Source organism: Variovorax guangxiensis (genome assembly GCF_003952165.1).
GTDB classification, from domain to species: Bacteria; Pseudomonadota; Gammaproteobacteria; order Burkholderiales; family Burkholderiaceae_C; genus Variovorax; species Variovorax guangxiensis.
This window is the reverse complement of sequence record NZ_RXFT01000006.1, coordinates 308,163-330,260: the sequence shown is the minus strand read 5'-3', so window position 1 is coordinate 330,260 and position 22,098 is coordinate 308,163. Positions and strand designations below refer to the sequence as shown.

The 22,098-nt window shown below is 68.5% G+C and carries 19 protein-coding genes; 10 read left to right on the top strand and 9 right to left on the bottom strand.

Translation table 11 applies throughout. The annotated features are described in order from the left end of the window. Positions 1–169 precede the first annotated feature (169 nt). Positions 170–2,215, top strand: a complete 2,046-nt coding sequence (locus tag EJP67_RS16830; RefSeq protein WP_126022859.1) for a DUF3300 domain-containing protein — start codon at positions 170–172, stop codon at positions 2,213–2,215. Between the two features lie 51 nt (positions 2,216–2,266). Here the strand turns inward: EJP67_RS16830 and EJP67_RS16825 are convergent, their stop codons facing one another. Then, a complete protein-coding gene (locus EJP67_RS16825; protein WP_126022858.1) occupies positions 2,267–3,532 on the bottom strand; it encodes a glutamate carboxypeptidase in 1,266 nt (421 codons plus the stop codon). A gap of 86 nt (positions 3,533–3,618) precedes the next feature. Then, positions 3,619–4,395, bottom strand: a complete 777-nt coding sequence (locus EJP67_RS16820) for a helix-turn-helix domain-containing protein (protein ID WP_126022857.1) — start codon at positions 4,393–4,395, stop codon at positions 3,619–3,621. A 202-nt stretch (positions 4,396–4,597) separates the two neighbouring features. Here EJP67_RS16820 and EJP67_RS16815 point away from each other — a divergent pair, with 202 nt between their 5' ends. The 8 genes from EJP67_RS16815 to EJP67_RS16780 are packed head-to-tail and all read left to right on the top strand — an operon-like array spanning position 4,598 to position 14,301. Then, on the top strand, positions 4,598–5,755 hold the full coding sequence (locus tag EJP67_RS16815; protein ID WP_126022856.1) for an NAD(P)/FAD-dependent oxidoreductase: 1,158 nt from the start codon (positions 4,598–4,600) through the stop codon (positions 5,753–5,755). A gap of 49 nt (positions 5,756–5,804) precedes the next feature. Next, positions 5,805–7,256: a M81 family metallopeptidase gene (locus EJP67_RS16810; protein ID WP_126022855.1), complete on the top strand. Its 1,452-nt coding sequence runs from the start codon at positions 5,805–5,807 to the stop codon at positions 7,254–7,256. 49 nt (positions 7,257–7,305) lie between these two features. After that, complete coding sequence (locus EJP67_RS16805) at positions 7,306–8,898, top strand: ABC transporter substrate-binding protein (protein WP_126022854.1); 1,593 nt, start codon at positions 7,306–7,308, stop codon at positions 8,896–8,898. 19 nt (positions 8,899–8,917) lie between these two features. Continuing rightward, the gene (locus EJP67_RS16800) at positions 8,918–9,853 is read left to right on the top strand and encodes an ABC transporter permease (protein WP_126022853.1); all 936 of its coding nucleotides are present in this window, start codon (positions 8,918–8,920) and stop codon (positions 9,851–9,853) included. 25 nt (positions 9,854–9,878) lie between these two features. After that, on the top strand, positions 9,879–10,790 hold the full coding sequence (locus tag EJP67_RS16795) for an ABC transporter permease (RefSeq protein WP_126022852.1): 912 nt from the start codon (positions 9,879–9,881) through the stop codon (positions 10,788–10,790). A 13-nt stretch (positions 10,791–10,803) separates the two neighbouring features. Then, a complete protein-coding gene (locus EJP67_RS16790; RefSeq protein WP_126022851.1) occupies positions 10,804–11,835 on the top strand; it encodes an ABC transporter ATP-binding protein in 1,032 nt (343 codons plus the stop codon). Then, positions 11,832–12,824, top strand: a complete 993-nt coding sequence (locus EJP67_RS16785; protein WP_126022850.1) for an ABC transporter ATP-binding protein — start codon at positions 11,832–11,834, stop codon at positions 12,822–12,824. The genes EJP67_RS16790 and EJP67_RS16785 overlap by 4 nt, the downstream gene beginning before the upstream one ends. A 16-nt stretch (positions 12,825–12,840) precedes the next feature. Then, on the top strand, positions 12,841–14,301 hold the full coding sequence (locus EJP67_RS16780; protein ID WP_126022849.1) for an N-acyl-D-amino-acid deacylase family protein: 1,461 nt from the start codon (positions 12,841–12,843) through the stop codon (positions 14,299–14,301). 6 nt (positions 14,302–14,307) lie between these two features. On the opposite strand, the gene EJP67_RS16775 is transcribed toward EJP67_RS16780, so the two are convergent. The 5 genes from EJP67_RS16775 to EJP67_RS16755 all read right to left on the bottom strand — a co-directional run bounded on the left by EJP67_RS16775 (position 14,308) and on the right by EJP67_RS16755 (position 18,314). Next, positions 14,308–14,511, bottom strand: a complete 204-nt coding sequence (locus tag EJP67_RS16775; RefSeq protein WP_126022848.1) for a hypothetical protein — start codon at positions 14,509–14,511, stop codon at positions 14,308–14,310. Between the two features lie 117 nt (positions 14,512–14,628). Then, entirely contained in the window at positions 14,629–15,528 is a 900-nt protein-coding gene (locus tag EJP67_RS16770; protein WP_126022847.1) for a ZIP family metal transporter, read from the bottom strand. A 117-nt stretch (positions 15,529–15,645) separates the two neighbouring features. Beyond that, the gene (locus EJP67_RS16765) at positions 15,646–16,542 is read right to left on the bottom strand and encodes a dienelactone hydrolase family protein (protein ID WP_126022846.1); all 897 of its coding nucleotides are present in this window, start codon (positions 16,540–16,542) and stop codon (positions 15,646–15,648) included. A gap of 102 nt (positions 16,543–16,644) precedes the next feature. Next, positions 16,645–17,388 (bottom strand): aspartate/glutamate racemase family protein, encoded by a 744-nt coding sequence (locus tag EJP67_RS16760; protein ID WP_276312258.1) that lies wholly within the window; start codon positions 17,386–17,388, stop codon positions 16,645–16,647. A gap of 35 nt (positions 17,389–17,423) precedes the next feature. Continuing rightward, positions 17,424–18,314: a transporter substrate-binding domain-containing protein gene (locus EJP67_RS16755; RefSeq protein WP_126022845.1), complete on the bottom strand. Its 891-nt coding sequence runs from the start codon at positions 18,312–18,314 to the stop codon at positions 17,424–17,426. A gap of 213 nt (positions 18,315–18,527) precedes the next feature. On the opposite strand from EJP67_RS16755, the gene EJP67_RS16750 reads away from it, so the two are divergent. Next, positions 18,528–19,739, top strand: a complete 1,212-nt coding sequence (locus EJP67_RS16750) for a D-amino acid dehydrogenase (protein ID WP_126022844.1) — start codon at positions 18,528–18,530, stop codon at positions 19,737–19,739. A gap of 3 nt (positions 19,740–19,742) precedes the next feature. Here the strand turns inward: EJP67_RS16750 and EJP67_RS16745 are convergent, their stop codons facing one another. Beyond that, complete coding sequence (locus EJP67_RS16745; RefSeq protein ID WP_126022843.1) at positions 19,743–20,645, bottom strand: LysR family transcriptional regulator; 903 nt, start codon at positions 20,643–20,645, stop codon at positions 19,743–19,745. Between the two features lie 127 nt (positions 20,646–20,772). Further along, positions 20,773–22,050 carry a M20/M25/M40 family metallo-hydrolase gene (locus EJP67_RS16735; protein WP_126022842.1) on the bottom strand — a complete coding sequence of 426 codons (1,278 nt, stop codon included), beginning with the start codon at positions 22,048–22,050 and terminating at the stop codon, positions 20,773–20,775. Positions 22,051–22,098: the final 48 nt, after the last annotated feature.

Sequence of the window (22,098 nt, the reverse complement as noted above, 5' to 3'; positions counted from 1 at the left end):
GGGCACCGGAGGCGATGGCCTCCGGGCCGTGTGGTTCTGCGCCGACAGGCTTGACGGCAGGGAGCCGACACAGACCGTTGCATCCACGGCGCAGGCTCTGTCATCGCCTGCAGCCGGGCACCGTTGAAGAAGTTCCGGGCACGACGCCGGCGTCCTCATGGAACTCCAGATGACAAAAAATCTCTCCACCGCCCCGCGGCTGTTGACGATCTCGCTGTGCATCGGCGCCCTCGTCCTCACAGGCTGCGACAAGTCCCCGAGCACGCCCGCTGCCGCTGTTTCGGCACAGGACCCGGCGACCGGCATCCCTGCCCCGTCCGTGCCGCAGACGCAGCCGCCCACGGCCGCTCCTGTTCAGGCCGCCTACACGCCGCCCAGCGCCGAGCAGCTCTACCAGATGGTCGCCCCCATCGCGCTGTATCCCGACAAGCTGGTCGCGCAGATCCTGGCCGGCGCCACCTACCCCGACCAGATCACAGCGGCGCACGATTGGCTCGCGCAGAACCGCAACCTCAAGGCAGGCCCGCTGGCCGATGCGGCCAACCAGCAGCCCTGGGACCCGAGCGTGAAGTCGCTCACCGCGTTCCGCCCCGTCATCGACCAGATGGCCAGCAACATCCCTTGGACCCAGGCGCTCGGGCAGGCCTACTACAACGACCCGGCCGACGTGATGAACGCGATCCAGGTCATGCGCCAGCGCGCGGCGAAGGCCGGCCGCCTCAAGAACAACGACAAGATGCGCGTGGTCACAGCCGCGCCGCCGCCGAACTATGCGCCCGCGCCCGACGTGCAGCCCGTGTATGCGGGCCCCGCGGTGATCGAGCCGCCGCAGGAGTTCATCACCATCGAGCCCGTGCAGCCTGATGTGGTGTACGTGCCCGCCTACGATCCGGAGGTAATCTACGGTGCGCCGCAGCCGGTGTATCCGGGCTATGCCTATGCACCGCCGGTCCAGGTGGTATCGCCGGGCTACAGCAGCGGCCAGGTGCTGGCCGCCGGCGCGCTCGCCTTCGGCACGGGCGTGATCGTGGGTGCCGCGCTGGAGCGCCACAACTGGGGCTGGCACTCGTGGAACATGAACTGGGGCGCACCGCGCTGGCGCGACCGGGGCCCCGCCCCTCAGCCGGCCTTCGCGCGGCCCGCCGTGGTCTACAACAACAGCACCTACGTCTCGCGTTCGACCACGGTGGTCAACAACGTGCGCAACGTCAATGTCTACAACAACAATGCCGGACCGCGAGGCGCGCTGCCTCCGGGAGCGCCGCCCAATTTCGCAGCGGGCCCGGGGGCCGCGCAGCAACTGCAGCAGCAACAGCAACGAGCCCTCTTCGCCCAGCAGCAGCAGCAGCAGGCACAGCAACAGCAGCAACAACGCCTCCAGCAGCAGGCCGCGCTCACCCAACAGCAGCAACAACAGGCTCGTGCGCAACAGCAAGCCCAGCAGCGGCAACAGGAGCAAGTCCGGCGCCAGCAGGCCATGCAGCAACAGCAGGCACAGAACCAGGCCCGCCAGCAGCAACAGCAGGCGCAGCAGCAGGAGCAGACGCGCCGGCAACAACAGGCGCAGCAACAGGCCCAGCAGCAGGCGCGCGACCAGCAGGCTCGCCAGGCGCGAGGCCTGATGCAGCCTCAACAGCAGCAACAGCAAGCCCAACAACAGGCACAGCTCGCGCAGCAACGCCAGCAGCAACAGGCCGCGCAGGAGCAACGGCGCCAACAGCAGGCCCAGCTCGAACAATCACGCAACCAGCAGAGTCAGCAGGAGCAGATGCGCCGCCAGCAGCAGGCCGATCAACAGGCGCGCGCGCAACAACAGGCGCAGCGGCAACAGGAGCAGATCCAGCGCCAGCAGGCCATGCAGCAACAGCAGGCACAGAACCAGGCTCGCCAGCAGCAACAGCAGGCAGCGCAGCAGGAGCAGATGCGCCGGCAACAACAGGCGCAGCAACAGGCGCAGCAGCAGGCCCAGCAGCAGGCCGCGCGCATGCAACAGCAACAACAGCAGATGCAGGCCATGCAGCAACAGCGCCAGCAGCAGATGCAGCAGCAACAGGCCAGGGCCCAGCAGCAGGCTCAACAGATGGCGCACCAGCAACAGCAGCAGGCCCAGCAACAACAGCAGCAGCAACGCATGGCGGCCGCTGCCGCGGCACGCCAGCAGCAACAGCAACACCAGCAGCACCGCCCCGGCGACCCGAGGCAACAGCAGCAATAGCGCGCCCGCGCCGCCTCGACTGCACCGTCGCGGTGGCGCCTATCCGCAGCCTCAGTTCTTGCCGATCTCGGTCAGCAGGCGCGTGACGAGGTACAGGCGCGGCACGATCGAGTCGGCTTCGATGTACTCGTCGCGTGCGTGGTAGCCGAAGCCAGCGAGGCCGAAGCTCTCCACCACCGTGGCCTTGCCCGAGCGGCCCGCGTAGCCCGCGTCGGTGCCGCCGCCGGTCATGGGCGTCAGCGCGAGGTCGCGGTCGATTTCCTTGTAGATGGCCTGCGCCTTCTCGGCCAGCGCGCGGCCCTTGTCGCCCGCGATGAAGGCCGGGCGGCCCACTTCCACCTTCACCGTGGTCTCGGTGTCGGGAATCAGCTTGCCCGACGCGATCTTCGCCTGCAGCGCCTCGGCGAGCTTCTTCTCGGCGCCGGGCTGCGTGATGCGGATGTCGCCCTGCGCCTGCGCTTTTTCGGTGATCTGGTTGAGCGGACCGGTGGCGCGGGCCACGGTCCAGTTGAGCGTGGCGCCGGGAATGTCCTTGGCGAGGTCCTTGGTCTGCAGCATCTGGTACGAGAGCTCGTACAGCGCATTGCGGCCCAGTTCGGGCGCCGCACCCGCATGCGACGCGCGGCCCTTCACCTCGAGCGTGGCGGTGGCGATGCCGGCCGCGCCGAGCAGCAGCGACTCGCCCTTGACCACCGACTTCGCCACCGTCGGCTCGAAGGACAGCACCGTGTCGTGCTGGTCGGCCATGGTCGCGATCAGCTCGCCGGAGCCGAGCGAGCCCACTTCCTCGTCGGGGTTCATGAGCACGGTGAGCGTGTCGTAGTCGCGCCAGCCGGCATCGGCCAGGATCTTCAGCGACGCCAGCATGACCGCGAGGCCGCCCTTGTCGTCGGCGATGCCGGGACCATAGATGCGGTTGCCGTCGACCTTGTAGGGCTGGCTGCCGAGGATGCCCGGCGCGTACACCGTGTCCATGTGGCCCTGCAGCATGATCTTGCGCTTGCCCGTGCCCTTGAGCGTGCCGATCACGATGTCGGCGCCCGCGCCGGCCGTGGCCTTGCGGCGCTCGGTCTTGAAGCCGGCCGCCTTCAGGCGCCCTTCCACCACGTCGGCCATCTTGAGCAGGCCGTCGACGTTGAGGCTGCCCGATTCGATCAACACCATCTCCTTGAGGTTGTCGATCACCGCGGGCTGCGCCTTCTCGGCGGCGGCGAGCAGCTTCGCGTCGGGTGCGGCGTGGGCGGCAGCGGCGCCGAGCACAAGGCCGCAGGCCAGGGCCATGGAGCGAAGCGGGAATGAAGGCAAACGCGAGGTCATGGTCTTTTCTCTGGAGTGGATGACGGCGCACAGCATAGCCATGCGGCCTCGCGCGGCGAGCAAATCGGAGACACGGCCCAGGGCGGCTATGCGCCCCTTGTTGCTGCGGCTTTCCGAGCGGACTTCGACTGCCCCCTCGACGCCTTCACGGGCAACGCCGACGCAACGGACCTCTCGCTCTTGAGGGCGACCGGTGCCGGCATGGCGCGCCCCTCTCCCTCCCGGGCCGACTGCATGTGCCCGCTCTCACCGATGGTCATGCCGACGATGCGCGCCAGTTGCCGGCTCACGCTGATGTACGCGTGGCCCAGGCGGCTGTCGAAGTAGAGCGAATCGCCCTTCGCCATGCGCACCACCTCGCCGTTGTCGAAGTGCACCTCGATCTCGCCGGAGAGCACATAGGCGAACTCCTCGCCGCCATGCCGCACGAAGTCTTCCGGACCGTGGATCTTGCGCGCGTGCACCGTGCCGACGATGGGGCTCATCTGCTTGCCTGCCGCGGTGGTACCGAGGAACTCGTAGGCGATGGACAGCCCCTTGTAGACCACACCCTTGCCCGCGCGCGTGACCACCGGCCCGTCGAGCTGCGCGGGCTTGACGCCGGCGCCCGCGAACATGGCGTTCATGTCCATGTCGAGCGCACGGCCCAGCGCGGTGAAGTTCTCGTAGCCCAGCGCGAGCTGGCCGCGTTCGGCGCGCGAGATGGTGGTGATCGACACGCCCGAGCGCTCGGCCAGCTGCGCCAGCGTCCAGCCGAAGCGCTTGCGCGCGGCGCGCAGGCGGTTGCCGAAGGTGGCGCGGTCCAGCGTGGGCGGCTCGTCCCTGGGCTTCGTTCCCGTCTTGGTCCCTGTGTGTGGATTCACGCTTGGCTTTCTCTTGTGGTGCCGCAGATTCTGCCAGCCGAGAGGGGCGCCATCCATGCCAACCCGCGTGACCCGGGCCCGGAAGTTGCGTATACGCAAATTGCGCGAACGCAAATTTCACCAGCACGGTGCATCATGGTTTCCCCTTGGCACCCCCGAATCAATTTGCGTATCCGCAAATTTCTTCCTACACTTTTCGCCGATGACTTCCAGCACTGCAGAGCCCGTCGTGGCTGACTTCCTCGTGATCGGCGGCGGCATCGCCGGGGCCTCGGTGGCCCACTGGCTTGCGCCGCACGCACGCGTGATCCTTCTCGAGCGCGAATCGCAGCCGGGCTACCACTCCACCGGCCGCTCCGCCGCCCTCTTCATGGAGAGCTACGGCACCGCGCAGGTGCGCGCCCTCACCATGGCGAGCCGGGCCTTCCTCGAGCATCCGCCCGAAGGCTTCAGCGAGCACCCGCTGCTCACGCCGCGCGGTGCGATGATGGTCGCCGGCGCCGAGCACATGGCCGAGCTCGAAGCCCACTGGCAGGTGCTGCGCGACATGAACACTGGCGCCTCGCGCCTGAGCGGTGAAGAGGCGTGCGAGATGGTGCCGGCCTTGCGCCCCGAGCAGGTGCAGGGCGCCGTCTACGAGCCCGATGCATCCGACATGGACGTGCACGCCATCCACCAGGGCTACCTGCGCGGCATGCGTCGCGCGGGCGGCAAGCTGGTGTGCGATGCAGGCGTGACGGCCATCGAGCGCAAGGGCGATCGCTGGCGCGTGGAAGCCGGCGGCGCAATCTACGAAGCGTCCGTGGTGCTCAACGCGGCCGGCGCATGGGTCGACACCATCGCCCAAATGGCCGGTGTGCCGCCGCTTGGCATCGAGCCGCGTCGCCGCTCGGCATTCATCTTCGCGCCGCCCGAGGGCCAGAGCGTGGCGCACTGGCCCATGGTGTTCGGCGCCGACGAAGGCTGGTACATCAAGCCCGACGCCGGCATGCTGCTGGGCTCGCCGGCCAACGCAGACCCGGTCGAGCCGCAGGACGTGCAGCCCGAGGAGATGGACATCGCCATCGCCATGCACCGCATCGAGGAAGCGACCACGCTCGCCATCCGCCGCCCCACGCGCACCTGGGCCGGCCTGCGTTCCTTCGTGGCCGACGGCGACCTGGTCGGCGGCTTCGAGCCCGGCGTGCCCGGCTTCTTCTGGGTGGCGGCGCAAGGCGGCTACGGCATCCAGACATCGGCCGCCATGGGCGAAGCCTGCGCCGCGCTCGCGCGCGGACTGCCGCTGCCCGAGCGCATCGCCTCCTTCGGGCTCACGGCGGAAATGCTGGGCCCCCAGCGGCTGCGCACGGCCGCGGGCTGAGCCCGGCCTGCTCCAACAACACAACAGAACCACCCCACGAGGTCCGACCATGCGCGTCTTCAGTGCTTCCCTTGCCACCGAAACCAACACCTTCGGCCCGATGCCGACGGGCCTCGCCTCCTTCAAGGACCGTGGCTACTTCCCCGCCGGCAAGCACCCCGAGGCGATGACGCTGTTCTCGGGCCCGCTGTGGGCCGCGCGCATGCGCGGCGCCGACAAGGGCTGGACCCTGTTCGAGGGCATGGTGGCCGGCGCGCAGCCCAGCGGCACCACCACGCGCCACGCCTACGAGACGCTGCGCGACGAGCTGCTGAACGACCTGCGCGCGGTGCTGCCGGTCGACATGGTGCTGCTCGGCCTGCACGGCGCGATGGTGGCCGACGGCTACGACGACTGCGAGGGCGACCTGCTGGCGCGCGTGCGGCAGATCGTCGGTCCCGACGTGGTGATCGGCGCGGAGCTCGATCCGCACAACCACCTCACGCCGGAGATGATCTCCAACGCGAACGTGATGATCTCCTTCAAGGAGTACCCGCACACCGACGTGCTCGAACGCGGCCTGGAGCTGGTCGACATCTGCGCCGCCACGGTCGAGGGCAAGGTGCGGCCGGTAGCGGCGGTGGTCGACTGCGACATGATCGTCACGGTGCACACCTCGCGCCAGCCGGCGCGCGGCTTCGTCGAGCGCATGCAGTCGCTCGAAGGAAAGAACGGCGTGCTCTCGATCTCGCTCACGCACGGCTTCTCGTGGGGCGACGTGCCCGAGATGGGCACCAAGGTGCTGGTCTACACCGACGGCGACAAGGCGAAGGCCGACATGCTGGCGCGCCAGCTCGCCGACGAGGTCATCGCCATGCGCGACGGCCTCACCGTGAACTACCCCGGCATCGACGCATCGCTCGACGAGGCCCTGGCCTTCGACGGCGGCCCGGTGGTGATCTCCGACGGCGCCGACAACCCCGGCGGCGGCGCGGCCAGCGACTCCACTTTCATCCTGCGCCGCATGGTGGAGCGCGGCATTGCCAACGCGGCACTGGGCCCGCTGTGGGACCCGATCGCGGTGCGCATCGCATTCGACGCGGGCGTGGGCGCGAAGCTGCCGATGCGCATCGGCGGCAAGATCAGCCCGCTTTCCGGCGACCCGCTCGACCTCGAATGCACCGTGAAGGCTCTGAAGCACGACCTGGTGATGACCGGCCTGGCCGGCACGCCCACGCTGATGGGCGACAGCGCGCTGGTCGAGGCCAACGGCATCGAGATCGTGCTGATCACGCTGCGCAACCAGGCGATGGGCACCGACCTGTTCACGCAGCTCGGTTGCGACCTCGCTGCGAAGAAGATCATCGTCGTGAAGTCCTCCCAGCATTTCTACGCGTCGTATTCCAAGGTGGCGAAGCACGTCATCTACGCGGGCGCGCCGGGCGCCGTCACGCTCGACCTGAACACGCTGCCGTATCGCAAGGCCCGCCTGCCCAAGTGGCCGATCGGCGTCGCGGCCTGAGCCTTTCCTTCCTTTTTTTCTGCTGCCTGCCCTCACCGGAGAACCGACGATGAAACGACGGACGCTTGGCGCTCTCGCCGCCCTGGCCCTTTCCACCGCCTTCGCGGCGAGCCTTCCCGCGCATGCCCAGACGCCGCAGCCCAAGACGCTGAAGGTGGTGGCGCATGCCGACCTGAAGATCCTCGACCCGACCTTCACCACCGCCTACATCTCGCGCAACTTCGGCTACATGGTGTACGACACGCTCTTCGCGCAGGACGCGAGCGGCAAGCCGCAGCCGCAGATGGTGGAGAAGTACACCGCCTCGAAGGACGGCAAGCAGTGGAGCTTCACGCTGCGCCCCAACCTCAAGTTCTCCGACGGCAGCGCCGTCACCTCGGCCGACGCGGTCGCTTCGCTGCAGCGCTGGGCCGCGCGCGACAGCCTGGGCCGCGCCATGACGGCCAGCGGCGCCGAATGGAAGGCCACCGACGCGCGCAGCTTCACGCTCACGCTCGCCGAGCCCTTCGGCATGGTGCTCGATGCGCTGGCCAAGCCCTCGGGCTTTCCGCCGGTGGTGCTGCCCGAGCGGCTGGCGAAGATGCCCGCCACCGCGCCGCTGACCGAAGTGCTGGGCTCGGGCCCCTACGTCTTCAAGCGCGACGAATGGGTGCCGGGCAACAAGGCGGTGTTCGTGCGCAACCCCAACTACGTGGCGCGCAGTGAGCCGCCCAGCGGCCTGGCCGGCAGCAAGAAGAGCAACTTCGACCGAGTCGAGTGGCTCTACCTGCCCGATGCCAACAGCGCAGTGGCCGCCCTCAAGCGCGGCGAGGTCGACATCATCGAGCAGCTGCCGCCCGACTACATCGCGCCGCTGCGCACCGACACGGGCGTGAAGATCGGCTCCGGCGGCGCCTACCAGGGCTTCCTGGTGATGAACCAGCTGCATCCGCCCTTCAACAACCCGAAGGTGCGCCAGGCGCTGATGCAGGCCGTGAGCCAGGAGCGCTTCATGGCGGCCATGGGCTTCCCGCTGGACATGCGCATGGCCTACTGCGCCACCTACTTCATCTGCGGCAGCCCCAACGACACCGCGGCCGGCGCCGAGCCCTACCGCAAGGCCGACGTCGCCAAGGCCAAGAAGATGCTCGCCGACGCCGGCTACAAGGGCGAGAAGGTGGTGCTGCTGGTGCCCAGCGACGTGCCCTACCTGAACGCAGAGGCGCTGATGGCCGCGCAGACGATGAAGAGCATCGGCCTGAACGTCGACGCCCAGACCATGGACTGGGCCTCCATCGGCGCGCGCCGCGCCAAGCGCGACGCACCCGACGCGGGCGGCTGGAACATGTACGTCACCGTGGCCGGCGAATTCGACGCCAACTCGCCCATCAGCAACGCCTACCTGAGCGCGGCCTGCGGCAACACCCTGCCCGGCTGGCCATGCGACAAGCAACTGGACGACCTGCGCACCGCCTGGCTGAAGGAGACGGTGCCCGCCAAGCGCAAGGAACTGCTCGACGCCTTCCAGGCCCGCGCATACGAAGCAGTGCCCTACATCAACGCCGGCCAGTACTCGGCCGCCTTCGCCGCGCGCACCAGCCTGAAGGGCCTGGACAAGCTCTGGTCCGGCATGCCGACGGTCTGGGCGCTCGACAGGCAGTAAGGGCCGGAGGGACACCGCCATGGGCTACATCGTTCGACGCTTCATCGCGACCCTGCCCGTCATGGCGGTGGTGGCCGTGGTGGTGTTCCTGCTGATCCATCTTTCGCCGGGCGACCCGGCCGCGCTCATCGCGGGCGACCTCGCCACCACCGAAGACATCGAGAAGCTGCGTGCCGCGCTGGGCCTGAACCTGCCGCTGTGGCAGCAGTTCGGCCTGTGGATCGGCAAGCTCTTCACCGGCGACCTGGGCACCTCGATCTTCACGCAGATGCCTGTCACGCAGCTGCTGGGCCAGCGGCTGGAGCCCACGGCGTCGATCGCCGCGCTGACGATGCTCATCACGCTGGTGGTGTCGGTGCCGCTGGGCACGCTCGCGGCCTACCGCGCGGGCAGCTGGATCGACCGGCTGGTGATGCTCTTCGCGGTGCTGGCCTTCTCGGTGCCCGTGTTCCTGGTGGGCTACCTGCTGGTCTACAGCTTCGCGATCCAGCTGCCGTGGTTTCCGGTGCAGGGCTACGTGCGCTTCGCCGAAGGCCCGGGCGAGTGGCTGCGCTCGCTGGTGCTGCCCTGCGTGAACCTCGCCCTGGTCTACATCGCGCTGGTGACGCGCATGACGCGCGCCACCGTGCTCGAAGTGCTGCACGAGGACTACATCCGCACCGCCCGGGCCAAGGGCCTGGGCGTGCTGCCGGTGCTGGGCCATGCGCTGCGCAACGCGGCCATTCCCATCGCCACCACCGTGGGCGCAGGCATCGCGCTGCTGATCGGCGGCGTGGTGGTCACCGAGACGGTGTTCGCCATTCCCGGCGTGGGCCGGCTGGTGATCGACTCGGTGCAGCGGCACGACTACCCGGTGATCCAGAGCGTGCTGCTGCTGTCGGCGGGCGTGTACGTGCTGATCAACCTGCTGATCGACCTGAGCTACCGGCTCTTCGATCCGCGCATCCAGTACTGAACCACCCATGTCCTCCGTACTTCCCATGAGCGACATCGATGTGCCCGCGACGCCTGCTACAGCCGCCACCCCGGCAGCCGCGCCGCCGGCCGAGGCCCCCTTCGTTCCGCCGCGCCTGCGCTGGCTGCGCAAGCACCCGACGCTGATCGTCGGCGCGCTGCTGCTGATCGCGGTGGCGGCGCTTTCCATTGCCGCGCCCTGGATCGCCACGCACGACCCGCAGGACATCGACCCGCTCGCGCGCATGCAGCTGCCCTCGGCCGAGCACTGGTTCGGCACCGACGCGCTGGGCCGCGACGTGTTCAGCCGGGCCGTGTGGGGCGGGCGGGTGTCGATGATCGTGGGCGCCTCGGTGGCGCTGCTGGCCACCTTCTTCGGCGTCGCGCTCGGCCTGGTGGCGGGCTTCGTGCGCTGGGCGGACGGACCGATCATGCGCGTGATGGACGGGCTCATGGCCATTCCGGGCATCCTGCTGGCCATCGCGCTGATGGCGGTCACGCGCGCCAGCCTCACGACGGTGATCATCGCCATCACGGTGCCTGAGATTCCGCGCGTGGTGCGGCTGGTGCGCTCGCTGGCGCTCACGCTGCGCGAGCAGCTCTTCGTGGAGGCCGCGCATGCGGTGGGCACGCGCCTTCCGGTGATCCTGGTGCGCCACGTGCTGCCGAACACCGTGGCGCCGCTGATCGTGCAGGCCACCTTCGTGGCCGCGGCCGCCGTGCTGACCGAAGCTGCGCTCTCCTTCCTCGGCGTGGGCGTGCCCTCGCAGACGCCGAGCTGGGGGAACATGATGGCCGAGGGCCGCAACTTCGTGGCAGTGGCGTTCCACATCATCCTGTACCCGGGGCTGCTGTTGGCGGCCACGGTGCTGGCCATCAACCTGCTGGGCGACGGCCTGCGCGACGCGCTGGACCCACGCCTGGCGCGCCAACTCTGAGCGAGGCAGCCTCATGACCATCGCCATGTCCCACGCAGCGCTGGCCCCAGGCGAGCCGCTGCTCGAAGTCGACGACCTGCGCACGCACTTCCTCACGCCCGGCGGCGTGGTGCGCTCGGTCGACGGCGTTTCCTACACGGTGCGCGCGGGCCGCACGCTCGGCGTGGTCGGCGAGTCGGGCTGCGGCAAGAGCGTGACCGCCCTGTCGATCCTGCGGCTGGTGCCCACGCCGCCGGGCCGCCACTCGGGCGCCGTGCGCCTGCGCGGCACCGACCTGATGCGGCTGAGCGAGCGCGAGATGCGCCAGATCCGCGGCAACCGCATCTCGATGATCTTCCAGGAGCCGATGACGTCGCTGAACCCGGTGCTCACCGTGGGCCGGCAGATCGCCGAGACGGTGCAGCTGCACCAGAAGGCCAGCCGCGCCGACGCGATGAAGCGCGCGGTCGAGATGCTGCGCGTGGTGCAGATCCCCGAGCCCGAGCGCCGCGTGAACGAATACCCGCACCAGCTCTCGGGCGGCATGCGCCAGCGCGTGATGATCGCGCTGGCCCTGGCCTGCAACCCCGAGGTGCTGATCGCCGACGAGCCAACGACCGCGCTGGACGTGACCATCCAGGCGCAGATCCTCGACCTCATCAAGCGGCTGCAGAAAGAACTGGGCATGGGCGTGGTGATGATCACGCACGACCTCGGCGTGGTCGCCGAGAGCTGCGACCGCGTGGTCGTCATGTACGCCGGCAAGAAGGTGGAGGAAGCCGACGTGATCGATCTCTTCGACCGCCCGCTGCACCCCTACACCCGCGCGCTGATGGCCTCGATGCCCGCGATGAACACCGCGAGCACGCGACTCACCGAGATACCGGGGCTGGTGCCGGCCGCGCACGAGCTGGGCCGCGGCTGCGCCTTCGCGGCACGCTGCAGCCACGCGCGCGAACGCTGCCGCGCCGAAACGCCGAGGCTGGCGCAGCAAGGCGGCGACCACGTCGTCGCCTGCTTCGCCGTCGAGGAAAACTGGGCCGGTGCCGAGGAGATCGCCGCATGACGACAACCGCTGCAACGCCCTTGCTGCAGGTGCGCAACCTGCGCAAGCACTACACCACGCCCAAGCGCTGGCTGCGGCCGGCCAGGCCGGCGATACAGGCGGTGGACGGCGTCTCCTTCGACGTCGCGCGCGGCGAGACGCTGTCGCTGGTCGGCGAATCGGGCTGCGGCAAGACGACCACGGCCAAGTCGGTGATGCGGCTGGTCGAGCCGAGCTCGGGCTCGGTGCAGCTCGAAGGCCGGGAGCTGCTGTCGCTCTCCCCCGAGGACATGCGCATGCGCCGGCGCGACCTGCAGATCATTTTTCAAGACCCGTACGCCTCGCTGAATCCGCGACTGACGGCGGGCGACATCGTGGCGGAACCGCTGCGCAACTTCGGCATGGGCGCGGCCGCCGAGCGGCGCGAACGCGTGCAGTGGCTGTTCTCGCGCGTGGGCCTGCGGCCCGAGGCAGCGAAGAAGTTCCCGCACGAGTTCTCGGGCGGGCAGCGCCAGCGGCTTGGCATCGCGCGGGCGCTGGCATTGAACCCCAAGCTCATCGTCTGCGACGAACCGGTGTCGGCCCTCGACGTGTCGGTGCAGGCGCAAGTCGTCAACCTGCTGATGGACCTGCAGGCCGAGTTCGGCATCGCGTACCTCTTCGTCGCGCACGACCTCGCGGTGGTTCGGCACATCAGCCATCGCGTGGCTGTGATGTACCTCGGCCACATCGTGGAAATCGCCGACCGCGACACGCTGTTCTCGGCGCCGCTGCATCCGTACACCGAGATCCTCCTGTCGGCCGTGCCGGTGCCCAACCCGCGCACGCCCGCGCGCCGCATGCTGCTGCAGGGCGATCCGCCGAGCCCGGCCAATCCGCCCTCGGGCTGCCGCTTCCACACCCGCTGCCCGATGGCGCAGGCCGTGTGCAAGGAGAAGGCGCCGGAGTTGAGCGAGCGGCCTTCGTCGTCCGCGAACGGAAGCCACCTGGTCGCCTGCCATTTCCGCTGAAGAAAGGATTCATCCCGTGTCCGACAAGCTCCCCCACTACGAACTGCTGATCCGCGGCGGCACCGTGATCGACGGCACCAAGGCACCGCGCTTCGACGCCGACGTCGGCATCGTCGGCGACCGCATCGTCGCCATCGGCAAGCTCGCGGGCCACACGGCGGAACAGACGATCGACGCCACAGGCCGCATCGTGGCGCCCGGCTTCATCGACTCGCACACGCACGACGACCAGGCGGTGCTGTCGCAGGCGCAGATGCCGTTCAAGGTGTCGCAGGGCGTGACGACCGTGGTCGCGGGCAACTGCGGCATCAGCGCCGCGCCGCTGCGCGAGGACATGGAGCTGCCCATGCCGCTGAGCCTGCTCGATTCGCCCGCCGAGGGCCGCTTCACCAGTTTCGCCGCGTACCTCAATGCGCTGCGCGCGACACCGTCGTCGGTGAACGTGGCAGCGATGGTCGGCCATTCGACGCTGCGTGCGGTCGCCATGTCAGACCTCGACCGCCCCGCGAACGAGGCCGAGATCAAGGCCATGCAGGCGATGGTCGAGGAAGCGATGCAGGCCGGCGCCATCGGCCTTTCGACCGGCACCTTCTACCCGCCCGCGGTGAAGGCGACGACCGAGGAGATCATCGAGGTCGGCCGACCGCTGACTTCACGCAAGGCGCTGTACGTGACCCACATGCGCGACGAGAGCGACCGGGTGATGGAGTCGCTGGAGGAAACCTTCCACATCGGCCGCGCGCTGGGCATTCCGGTGGTGGTGTCGCACCACAAGGTTCAGAACACGCGCAACTTCGGCAAGACGAAGGTGACGCTGCCCTTCATCCAGGAGGCGATGAAGCACCAGTGCATCGGGCTCGACTGCTACCCCTACACCGCCGGCTCCACCATGATCCGCACCGACCGCGGGATGATGGAAGGCCGCGTGCTCATCGCCTCGAGCGTGCCGCACCCCGAATGCGCGGGCCGCGACCTGAAGGACATCGCAGCCGAATGGGGCGTCTCGGGCGAGGAAGCGGCCAAGCGGCTGCAGCCCGGCAGCGCGATCTACTTCATGATGGACGAGGACGACGTGCAGCGCATCCTCGCGTTCGACGAGACCATGATCGGCTCCGACGGCATCCCGCTGGGCGACAAGCCGCATCCGCGCCTGTGGGGCACCTTCCCGCGCGTTCTGGGCCACTACAGCCGCGACGTGGGCCTCTTCCCGCTGGAGACGGCGGTATGGAAGATGACCGGGCTCACCGCACGCAACTTCGGCCTGCACGAGCGCGGCACGCTGAAGCCGGGCCACCACGCCGATGTGGTGATCTTCGACGCCGCGACGGTGCGCGACACGGCCAACTACGAATCGCCGATGCAGCCTGCCGAAGGCATCGATGCGGTGATCGTCAACGGAGCCCTGACCTGGCGCAACGGGGTGCACTGCGGGGCGCGCAACGGGCAGGTGATCACGCGGCGCGAAGCGGCTGCCTGAGCGGGCTCAGTCGGGCGCGTTCATGACCCGGTCGAATTCCTCGTCGGCCGGTACGTTGTCCGCGTCGAGTTCGCTCGCATCGGAAAGATCGATCCCCGTTTCCTCCGAGAGATCGTCGCCCAGGTCGGCATCGGGCTCCTCGAAATCGTCGGCGGGCAGGTTGTCTTCATCGTCTTCGGAGGGCGAAGCGGATCGCGCGGTGGCGTTCATGATCTGTTCCTCGGCTTGTTTCTGACAGGCCCCCTATGGTGCGCCTGTTTCGGCCCTTGCGGTTCATCCGGCGCGAGGCTTCGGTGTCGGAAAGTTTCGCGCCGGCCCGAAGGAAGATCAGTCCTTGTGCACGTGCCCATGCTCCCCGTGGCCGGGGTCGTCATGGCCGTGTTCGTGCCCGTGCTCGCCGTGCGCGAGGCGGCTGACCAGCGTGACCAGCGCGATGCCCGCCACCAGCCACAGGATCTGCGCTGCCGTCTGGCGCGCGGGCAGGCGCTTCTGCAGCTGCGGGATCAGGTCGGCCAGCGCCACGTAGACGAAGCTGCTGCCGGCCAGCACCAGGAAGTACGGCAGCAGGCCATGCAGCTGGTCGACCAGCCACCAGCCCGCGATACCTCCTAGCGCGGTCATGGTGCCCGCGAGCGACACCTTCACCAGTGCCGCCCGCTGGTTGGCCGAGCTCTGGCGCAGTACGACGAGGTCGCCGATGTGGTGCGGGATCTCGTGCGCCAGCACCGCCAGCGCGGCCACCAGGCCCAGCCGGATGTCGGCGGTGAAGGCGGAGGCGATCAGGATGCCGTCGCCGAAGCAGTGCACGCTGTCGCCGGTGAGCACGGCCCAGCCGCCGGTGCGGGGCCCGTGGGCGTGGCCGTGGGAATGACCGTGGGCGTGGTCGTGTCCGTGGTGATCGTGGCCGTCCGTTCCGCCCTTCTCTTCACCCTGGTGATGCTCGTGCCCGTGATGCCATAGCTCCGCCTTGTCGAGCAGGAAGAAGAACACCAGCCCGAACAGCAGCACGCCGAACAGCAAGCCGGGCTCGATGCGGCTTTCGAAGGCTTCGGGCAGCAGGTGCATGAACGCGGTGGCGAGCAGCGCACCGGCCGCCAGGCTCAGCAGGTGCTGCGGGTTCACACCGCCCGAGCCGCTGCGCACGCCCACTTTCAACAGAAGGGCCGCGACCCACACGCTTCCGATACCGGCAACCAGGGTCGCCGCGATGATGACTATCAAATTCATAGCTGCTTGCGCAAGAAAGACGGCCGCCGGAACTTTTCCGGGGCCGCATACCGATCATAAAAAGAGAAAGGCCGTCACGAGGACGGCCTTCGGCGGGGATTGGCTGACGGGCGCCGTTCAGGCTACGCCGTTGGCTTTGAACCAGGCCGTGGCACGCTGCCAGCCGTCTTCCGCCGCGCTCCTGACATAGCTGGGGCGGTAGTCGGCATGGAACGCGTGACCCGCTTCGGGATACACGACGAAGCTCGACGCCTTGGCCGCCGGGGTTCCGGTTGCCAGAGCTGCTTTCATCTTATCAACCGTGTCAAGGGGGATGCCCTGGTCTTTCCCGCCGTAGAGGCCGAGCACCGGCGCCTGCAGGCTGGCGGCGACGTCGACGGGGTGCTTCGGCGTCAGCTCGCTGGCCTGGCCGACCAGCCGGCCGTACCAGGCGACGCCCGCCTTGACCTTGCCGGTGGCGGCATAGAGCCACACGATGCGGCCGCCCCAGCAAAAGCCGGTGATGGCGGCCTTGCCGGTGTCGCCGCCGTTGGCCTTGGCATAGGCCAGGGCGCCGTCGAGATCGGCCATGACCTGCGCGTCGGGCACCTTGGAGACGATGTCGGCCTGCAGCTTCGGAATGTCGGTGTAGCCGCGCGGGTCGCCCTGGCGGGCATACAGCTCGGGCGCGATGGCCAGGTAGCCCAGCTTGGCGAAGCGGCGGCAGGTGTCGGCGATGTATTCGTGCACGCCGAAGATTTCCTGCACCACCAGGATCACCGGCAGGCCGGTCTTGCCGGCGGGCGCGGCCGCATAGGCGGGCACCTCGAAGTCGCCGACGGCGTACTTGACCGGGCCTGCCTTCAGGCCGTCGGCCGGGGTGCTGATGGCGGACTGCGCCATCACCGGCATGACCGCTGCCGCGTAGCCGACGCCGATGGCGGCCTTGAGGGCGGTGCGGCGCGTGGCGCCCTGCTCGGTGCTGTCGCCGGGGCGAAGCGAATCGAAGTCGGAACGGCTGTCGTCGAGAGGCATTGATTGGGCTCCGGTTGAATCGTCGGACAAGGGGCGTGGCGCTGTGGAAAAACGCACGCCGCAATGTAGGCGAAATCGGCCGGCGGCCCTATGCCCCGAACTTCATTGGGGTTGGTGCGCCCCGTAGGCCCGCCGGGCCAGCGCCGCCGCCAGCACCTGTGCCGGATCGACCAGGTCCAGCCCCGCCACCGCGGCCGAGCCATGCAGGCCCAGCGGCACCTCGGTGCAGCCCATGATGATGGTGACGGGGCCATGGCGCTCGGCCAGCCTCAGCGCCACCTCGGAAAAGCATTGTTCGGCGAGCGGCATGTTGCCGGCCTTCACGCCTTCGAAGATGCCGCGCGTGATGGTCTCGCGCTCTTCGGGCAGCGGCACATGGCACTCCAGCCCCTCCTGGGCCAGCGCCTGTTCGTAGAGGCGGATGCGGTAGGTGCCTTCGGTGGCCATCAGCGCCACGCCCGTCGCACCCTGTGCCGCGAGGTGGCGCGCCGTCTCGCGCGCCATGTGCAGCAGCTCCACCTGCGGAAAGCGCTCCTGCAGGTTGGCGTGCCAGGCATGTGCCGTGTTGCATGCGATGGCCACCGTGCGGCTGCCGAGCGCCGCCAGCCGGCCCAGCGCCTGCAGCATCGGCTCCAGCGGCTGGTGCGCCCCCTGACCGGCCGAAGCCAATGCCTCGGTACGGTCGGGCACCGGGACCTGCGCGAGCCAGTGCTCGGGAAAGGACTGGTCGCGCACCGGCTCGCCGCGCGCACGCATCTGCTGCGTGCAGGCCTGCACGAAAAGCCGCACGAAGTCGGCGCCCGCCGCCGGGCCCATGCCTCCAAGAATGCCGACAACCTGCGTCACTGCAACTTCCTTTTCTTTCTCTCTCCGCGCCGCTGTCAGGTCGCTGGCTTATCGCTCAGGGCCTTCAGGTTTTCCTTCAGCTGCGGGCTCATCGGCAGGTTCAGCGGCACGTTCTTCGGCGGGATCGGCTGCATGAACCACTTGTTGTAGAGCTTCTCGAACTCGCCGCTCTTCATCATGCCGGCGAAGGTGTCGTCCACCAGCTTCTTGAAGGCCGGGTCGTCCTTGGGCAGCATGCAGGCGTAGGGCTCCACCTGCAGCGAGTCGCCCACCACCTCGTAGTCGCCCGGCGTCTTGGCGTTGGCGATCAGGCCGTAGAGGAGGATGTCGTCCATGGCGAAGGCCGCGACACGGTCGCTCTCGAGCAGCAGGAAGGCGTCGGCGTGGTCCTTGCCGAGCACGATGTCCATGCCGAGGTTCTTCTCGATGTTGTACTTGCGCATGACCAGCACGTTGGTGGTGCCGGTGGTGCTGGCGACGGTCTTCTTCGCGAGATCGGCGTAGTTCTTGATCTTCGACGACTTCTTCACCAGCAGGCGCGTGCCGGTGTAGAAGTGGTTGATGGCGAAGGCCACGTCCTTGCCGCGCGCGGTGTTGTTGGTGGTGGAGCCGCACTCCAGGTCGATGGTGCCGTTGGTGATCAGCGGAATGCGGTTCTGCGAGGTCACGGGCATCAGCGCAACCTGCAGATCGGGCTTGTTCAGCTTCTTCTTCACCGCCTCGACCACGGCATTGGACAGATCGACCGCCATCCCGATCGGCTTGCCGGGGCCCTCGAGGTAGCTGAAGGGCACCGACGATTCACGGTAGGCCAGCGTGATCTTGCCGGACTCGGCGATCTTGGCGAGCGTGTCGGCGGCCTGTGCGCCGGTGGCGGTGAAGAACACCGTGGCGGCCATGGTAGCCATGAGGACGGAGAGTTTCATTCGAGCCTTCATTCGGTTGGACTGAACAGGCGGCCAGTGTAGGAACGGGCGAAACAAAACCACAAATTCCAATAGAAAGCTGATCCATGCCCAAAGGTTATGGGCGGGGGTGCTTTTGGCATTTCCGGTACGGGCCGCGCGCGCCTACAGTCAAAAGCCACCGTTCTGCCGAACATTCATTCAATCCATCCATCTCTCCGGAAAGCTGCCTCCATGCATGTGTGTGTGCTCGGCGCCGGCATCGTGGGCCTGGCGACCGCCTGGCAGCTCGAGCGCCAGGGCCATCAGGTCACCGTGATCGACCGCGCCGCTCCCGGCTCGGGCGCGAGCGGGGGCAACGGCGCGCAGCTGAGCTACTCGTACGTGCAGCCGCTGGCCGATCCTTCGATCTGGAAGCAGTTGCCCAAGCTGCTGCTTTCGTCTGCCTCGCCGCTCAAGCTGCGCCCGCAGCTCGATCCGCTGCAGTGGCGCTGGGGCATGGAGTTCCTCGCGGCCTGCAACGCGCGCACCTCGCGCGACACCACCGCGAGGCTGCTGGAGCTGGCCGCGTCGAGCCGCATCGAGTTCGAGGCCATGCGCGCCGAGCTCTCGCCCGACTGCGATTTCTCCGCCACCGGCAAGCTGGTGCTGTACGCCAGTGCCGCCTCTCTCGAGGGCGCGCGGGCGCAGCTCGAACTGCAGCGCAGGATGGGCAGCGAGCAGCGGCTGGTGACGCCCGAGGAATGCGTCGCCATCGAGCCCGCCCTCGCCAGCTACCGCGACCGGATGGCGGGCGCCGTCTACACGCCGAGCGAATGCGCGGCCGACTGCCTCAAGGTGTGCACGGAGCTGACGAAGGCACTTGGCGCGCGCGGCGTGCGCTTCATCACCGGCACCGACGTGCGCGGCTTCGTGCGCAGCGGACGCCGCATCGCCGCCGTGCACACCGGCAGCGGCGACGTGGAAGCCGATGCCTTCGTGATGGCGCTGGGCTCGGCCTCGCACAAGCTGGGACGTGCGCTCGGCGCGTACCTGCCGGTCTATCCGCTCAAGGGCTACAGCATCACGGTGGACGTCGACCCCGCGCCCGGTGCCGCGCCGCGCGTGAACGTGACCGACAGCGCGCGCAAGGTGGTGTTCGCGCGCATCGGCTCGCGCCTGCGCGTGGCGGGCATGGCCGAGCTGGTTGGGCATGACGCGAGCATTCCGGCCACGCGCATCGAGACACTGGCGGCCGCCACGCGCGCCCTCTTCCCGCATGCGAGCCGGCTCGAGGAACTGCACCCCTGGACAGGCATGCGCCCCGCCACGCCCAAGGGGCTGCCGATCATCGGACGGCTGGAGAGCGCGCCTTCGAACATGCTGTTCAACACCGGCCACGGCGCGCTCGGCTTCACACTGGCCTTCGGCTCGGCGCTGCGCGTGGCGCAGGCCCTGAAAACCTAGGACCTAGATCGTGTCCTGTATCGCCTGCTGCATGCAGCGGGTGATTTCGCGCACCGCCACCGAATCGGGCCGCGCCGCGAAGCGCAGCGCACGGATCGGCACCGGGATGTGCGGCTCCAGCGTCAGCACGTCGACCTTGGCGCGGTCCGCCGAGCGCGCGGTGCAGCCGTCGACCAGCGCCACGCCGATGCCGTGGTGCGCCATCGCCAGCGCCGCGTGATAGGTCTGCACCGTGACCACCGCCTGCTGGAAGCCCACGCCCGCCTGCCGGCAGGCCTGGCTCAGGCTGGTGCCCACGGGGTCGCGGCTGTCCAGGCCGATCACCGGCCGGTCGACCAGGTCGTGCAGCGCCACCGAGCCGTTGCGCACCAGCGCGCGCGGCAGCATTCCCTTGGGCGCGATGCACACCATGCGGCTGTCAGCCAGCGTCTCCTGCGTGAGCGATGGGTGCACCGCCGGGCTGAAGGCGAAGCCCACGTCGGCCTCCTGCAGCAGCAGCGCCGACATGATCTGCGGCGAGTGCAGCGACTCCACCGTGATCGCGTAGCCCGGATGCTTCTCGCGGAACGCTTTCAGCGCGCGCGGCAGGATGTCGTAACTCAGGGCCAGCACGCTCAGGATGCGCAGCTCGCCGGTGTCGCCCGCCGTGCGCAGGTTGGCGGCGAGCCGCTGCACCTCGTCGAGCTGCGCGAACAGCCGCTCGATGTGCGGATACAGCGTGAGCGCCTCGGTGGTCGGCGTGAGCCGTCCCTTGGCGCGCTGGAACAACGGAAAGCCCAGCTGCAGCTCGGCATGCTGCAGCGTGCGGCTCACCGCCGGCTGGGTGATGTTGATGAGCCGCGCCGCCGCGCTCACGCTGCCCGTGAGCATGATCGCGTTGAAGACCTCGATGTGGCGCAGTCGCATGATGATCAGCGGCAGTTCATGCCTTCTTCGCGGAACACCGTGGAACCGGCTTTGCCGGGCCACTGGTGTTGCCCCCGGCGAGGGGGTTGGCGAAGCGACACGAAGTGCGCGAAGCCTGGGGGTGAGCTCACTTTCCTCGCGCGAGGTCCATGACCATCCGCGTGCCGAGGTACAGGCGCGGCTCGATCGAATTGACCAGCACGTACTCCGCATCGGCCGAATGTGCGCCGAAGCCTTGCAGGCCGAAGCGCTCGACCACCGGCGCCTTGGTCTTCAGCGCCGCGAAGGCCGCGTCGGTGCCGCCGCCGGCGGCCTTGTCGTCGGCACCCAGCGGCAGGCCGAGTTCGTCCCTGTAGATCTGCTGTGCATGGCGGGCCATGGCGACCGAGGCTTCGGAGGACTCCAGCGGCGGACGGCGGCGCTCGAACTTCAGCTCGACCTTGGCTTCGGGAATGAGTTGCTTCTTCACGCGCTCGTTCACCTGCTGCTCGATACGGTCGTAGTCGCTCACCTTCAGCACGCGCACGTCCGCCGCGGCGGTGGCGCTGGCCGGGATCACGTTGCGGTTGGTTCCCGACTTGGAGATGGTCCAGTTCATCTTCAGGCCCGTGGCGGGGTCGGACAGATCGCGCATCTGCAGGATCTGGTGCGAGAGCTCGTACAGCGCATTCACGCCGAGTTCGGGCGCCGAGCCCGCATGCGAGGCCTTGCCCGTGACGTTCAGCGTGACCGAGGCGATGCCCGCGGTGGCGAGCGAGAGCTTGTCTTCCTTGATGGAAGCGCCTTCGAAGGACAGCACCGCATCGTGCTCGCTACCCATGCGCGTGATGAGGGAGCGCGCGCCGGGCGAGCTGATTTCCTCGTCGCCGTTGATGAGCACGGTCAGCGTGCCGTATTCCTTGAACTTCATGGCCTGCAGCATCGACACGATGTGCGTGATGACGGCCACGCCCTGCTTGTCGTCGGCGATGCCCAGGCCGTAGGCCTTGTCGCCGTCGATGCGGAAAGGCTGCCTGTTGATCATGCCCACGGTGTAGACCGTGTCCATGTGCGCGATCAGCAGGATCTTCTTCTTGCCGGTGCCCTTGAAGGTGGCGCGCACCACGCGGCCGATCTTCTCGGGCGTGTCCTCCATGCGGTAGGCGTCGGCGCTCGGGTCGATCAGCTCGACTTCGCCGCCCAGCGTCTTGAACTTCGCGGCAATGAGGTCGGATATCTTCTCCAGGCCGTCGAGGTCGCGGCTGCCGGACTCGATGGAGACCAGCTCCTTCAGCGTGTCGAGCAGGGCCGGCTTTTCCTTGGCGGCAAGCGCGGCGATCTTCGCGTCGGGTGCCGCGAAGGCGCTGCCGAGGAAGGCGGCGCAGACTGCGGCAAGCAGGAGTTTGCGGTGAGGGAATCGGTTCATGTTCTTGCGTTTCTTCCTTCTGTGGCTGGCTGGTTGTCTCGTCCTTGT

Excerpts from the sequence above, each read along its gene's own strand:
- EJP67_RS16830 (WP_126022859.1), top strand. The coding sequence starts at position 170 with ATGACAAAAAATCTCTCCACCGCCCCGCGGCTGTTGACGATCTCGCTG.
- EJP67_RS16825 (WP_126022858.1), bottom strand. The coding sequence starts at position 3,532 with ATGACCTCGCGTTTGCCTTCATTCCCGCTTCGCTCCATGGCCCTGGCC.
- EJP67_RS16815 (WP_126022856.1), top strand. The coding sequence starts at position 4,598 with ATGACTTCCAGCACTGCAGAGCCCGTCGTGGCTGACTTCCTCGTGATC.
- EJP67_RS16810 (WP_126022855.1), top strand. The coding sequence starts at position 5,805 with ATGCGCGTCTTCAGTGCTTCCCTTGCCACCGAAACCAACACCTTCGGC.
- EJP67_RS16805 (WP_126022854.1), top strand. The coding sequence starts at position 7,306 with ATGAAACGACGGACGCTTGGCGCTCTCGCCGCCCTGGCCCTTTCCACC.
- EJP67_RS16800 (WP_126022853.1), top strand. The coding sequence starts at position 8,918 with ATGGGCTACATCGTTCGACGCTTCATCGCGACCCTGCCCGTCATGGCG.
- EJP67_RS16795 (WP_126022852.1), top strand. The coding sequence starts at position 9,879 with ATGAGCGACATCGATGTGCCCGCGACGCCTGCTACAGCCGCCACCCCG.
- EJP67_RS16790 (WP_126022851.1), top strand. The coding sequence starts at position 10,804 with ATGACCATCGCCATGTCCCACGCAGCGCTGGCCCCAGGCGAGCCGCTG.
- EJP67_RS16785 (WP_126022850.1), top strand. The coding sequence starts at position 11,832 with ATGACGACAACCGCTGCAACGCCCTTGCTGCAGGTGCGCAACCTGCGC.
- EJP67_RS16775 (WP_126022848.1), bottom strand. The coding sequence starts at position 14,511 with ATGAACGCCACCGCGCGATCCGCTTCGCCCTCCGAAGACGATGAAGAC.
- EJP67_RS16770 (WP_126022847.1), bottom strand. The coding sequence starts at position 15,528 with ATGAATTTGATAGTCATCATCGCGGCGACCCTGGTTGCCGGTATCGGA.
- EJP67_RS16765 (WP_126022846.1), bottom strand. The coding sequence starts at position 16,542 with ATGCCTCTCGACGACAGCCGTTCCGACTTCGATTCGCTTCGCCCCGGC.
- EJP67_RS16755 (WP_126022845.1), bottom strand. The coding sequence starts at position 18,314 with ATGAAACTCTCCGTCCTCATGGCTACCATGGCCGCCACGGTGTTCTTC.
- EJP67_RS16750 (WP_126022844.1), top strand. The coding sequence starts at position 18,528 with ATGCATGTGTGTGTGCTCGGCGCCGGCATCGTGGGCCTGGCGACCGCC.
- EJP67_RS16745 (WP_126022843.1), bottom strand. The coding sequence starts at position 20,645 with ATGCGACTGCGCCACATCGAGGTCTTCAACGCGATCATGCTCACGGGC.
- EJP67_RS16735 (WP_126022842.1), bottom strand. The coding sequence starts at position 22,050 with ATGAACCGATTCCCTCACCGCAAACTCCTGCTTGCCGCAGTCTGCGCC.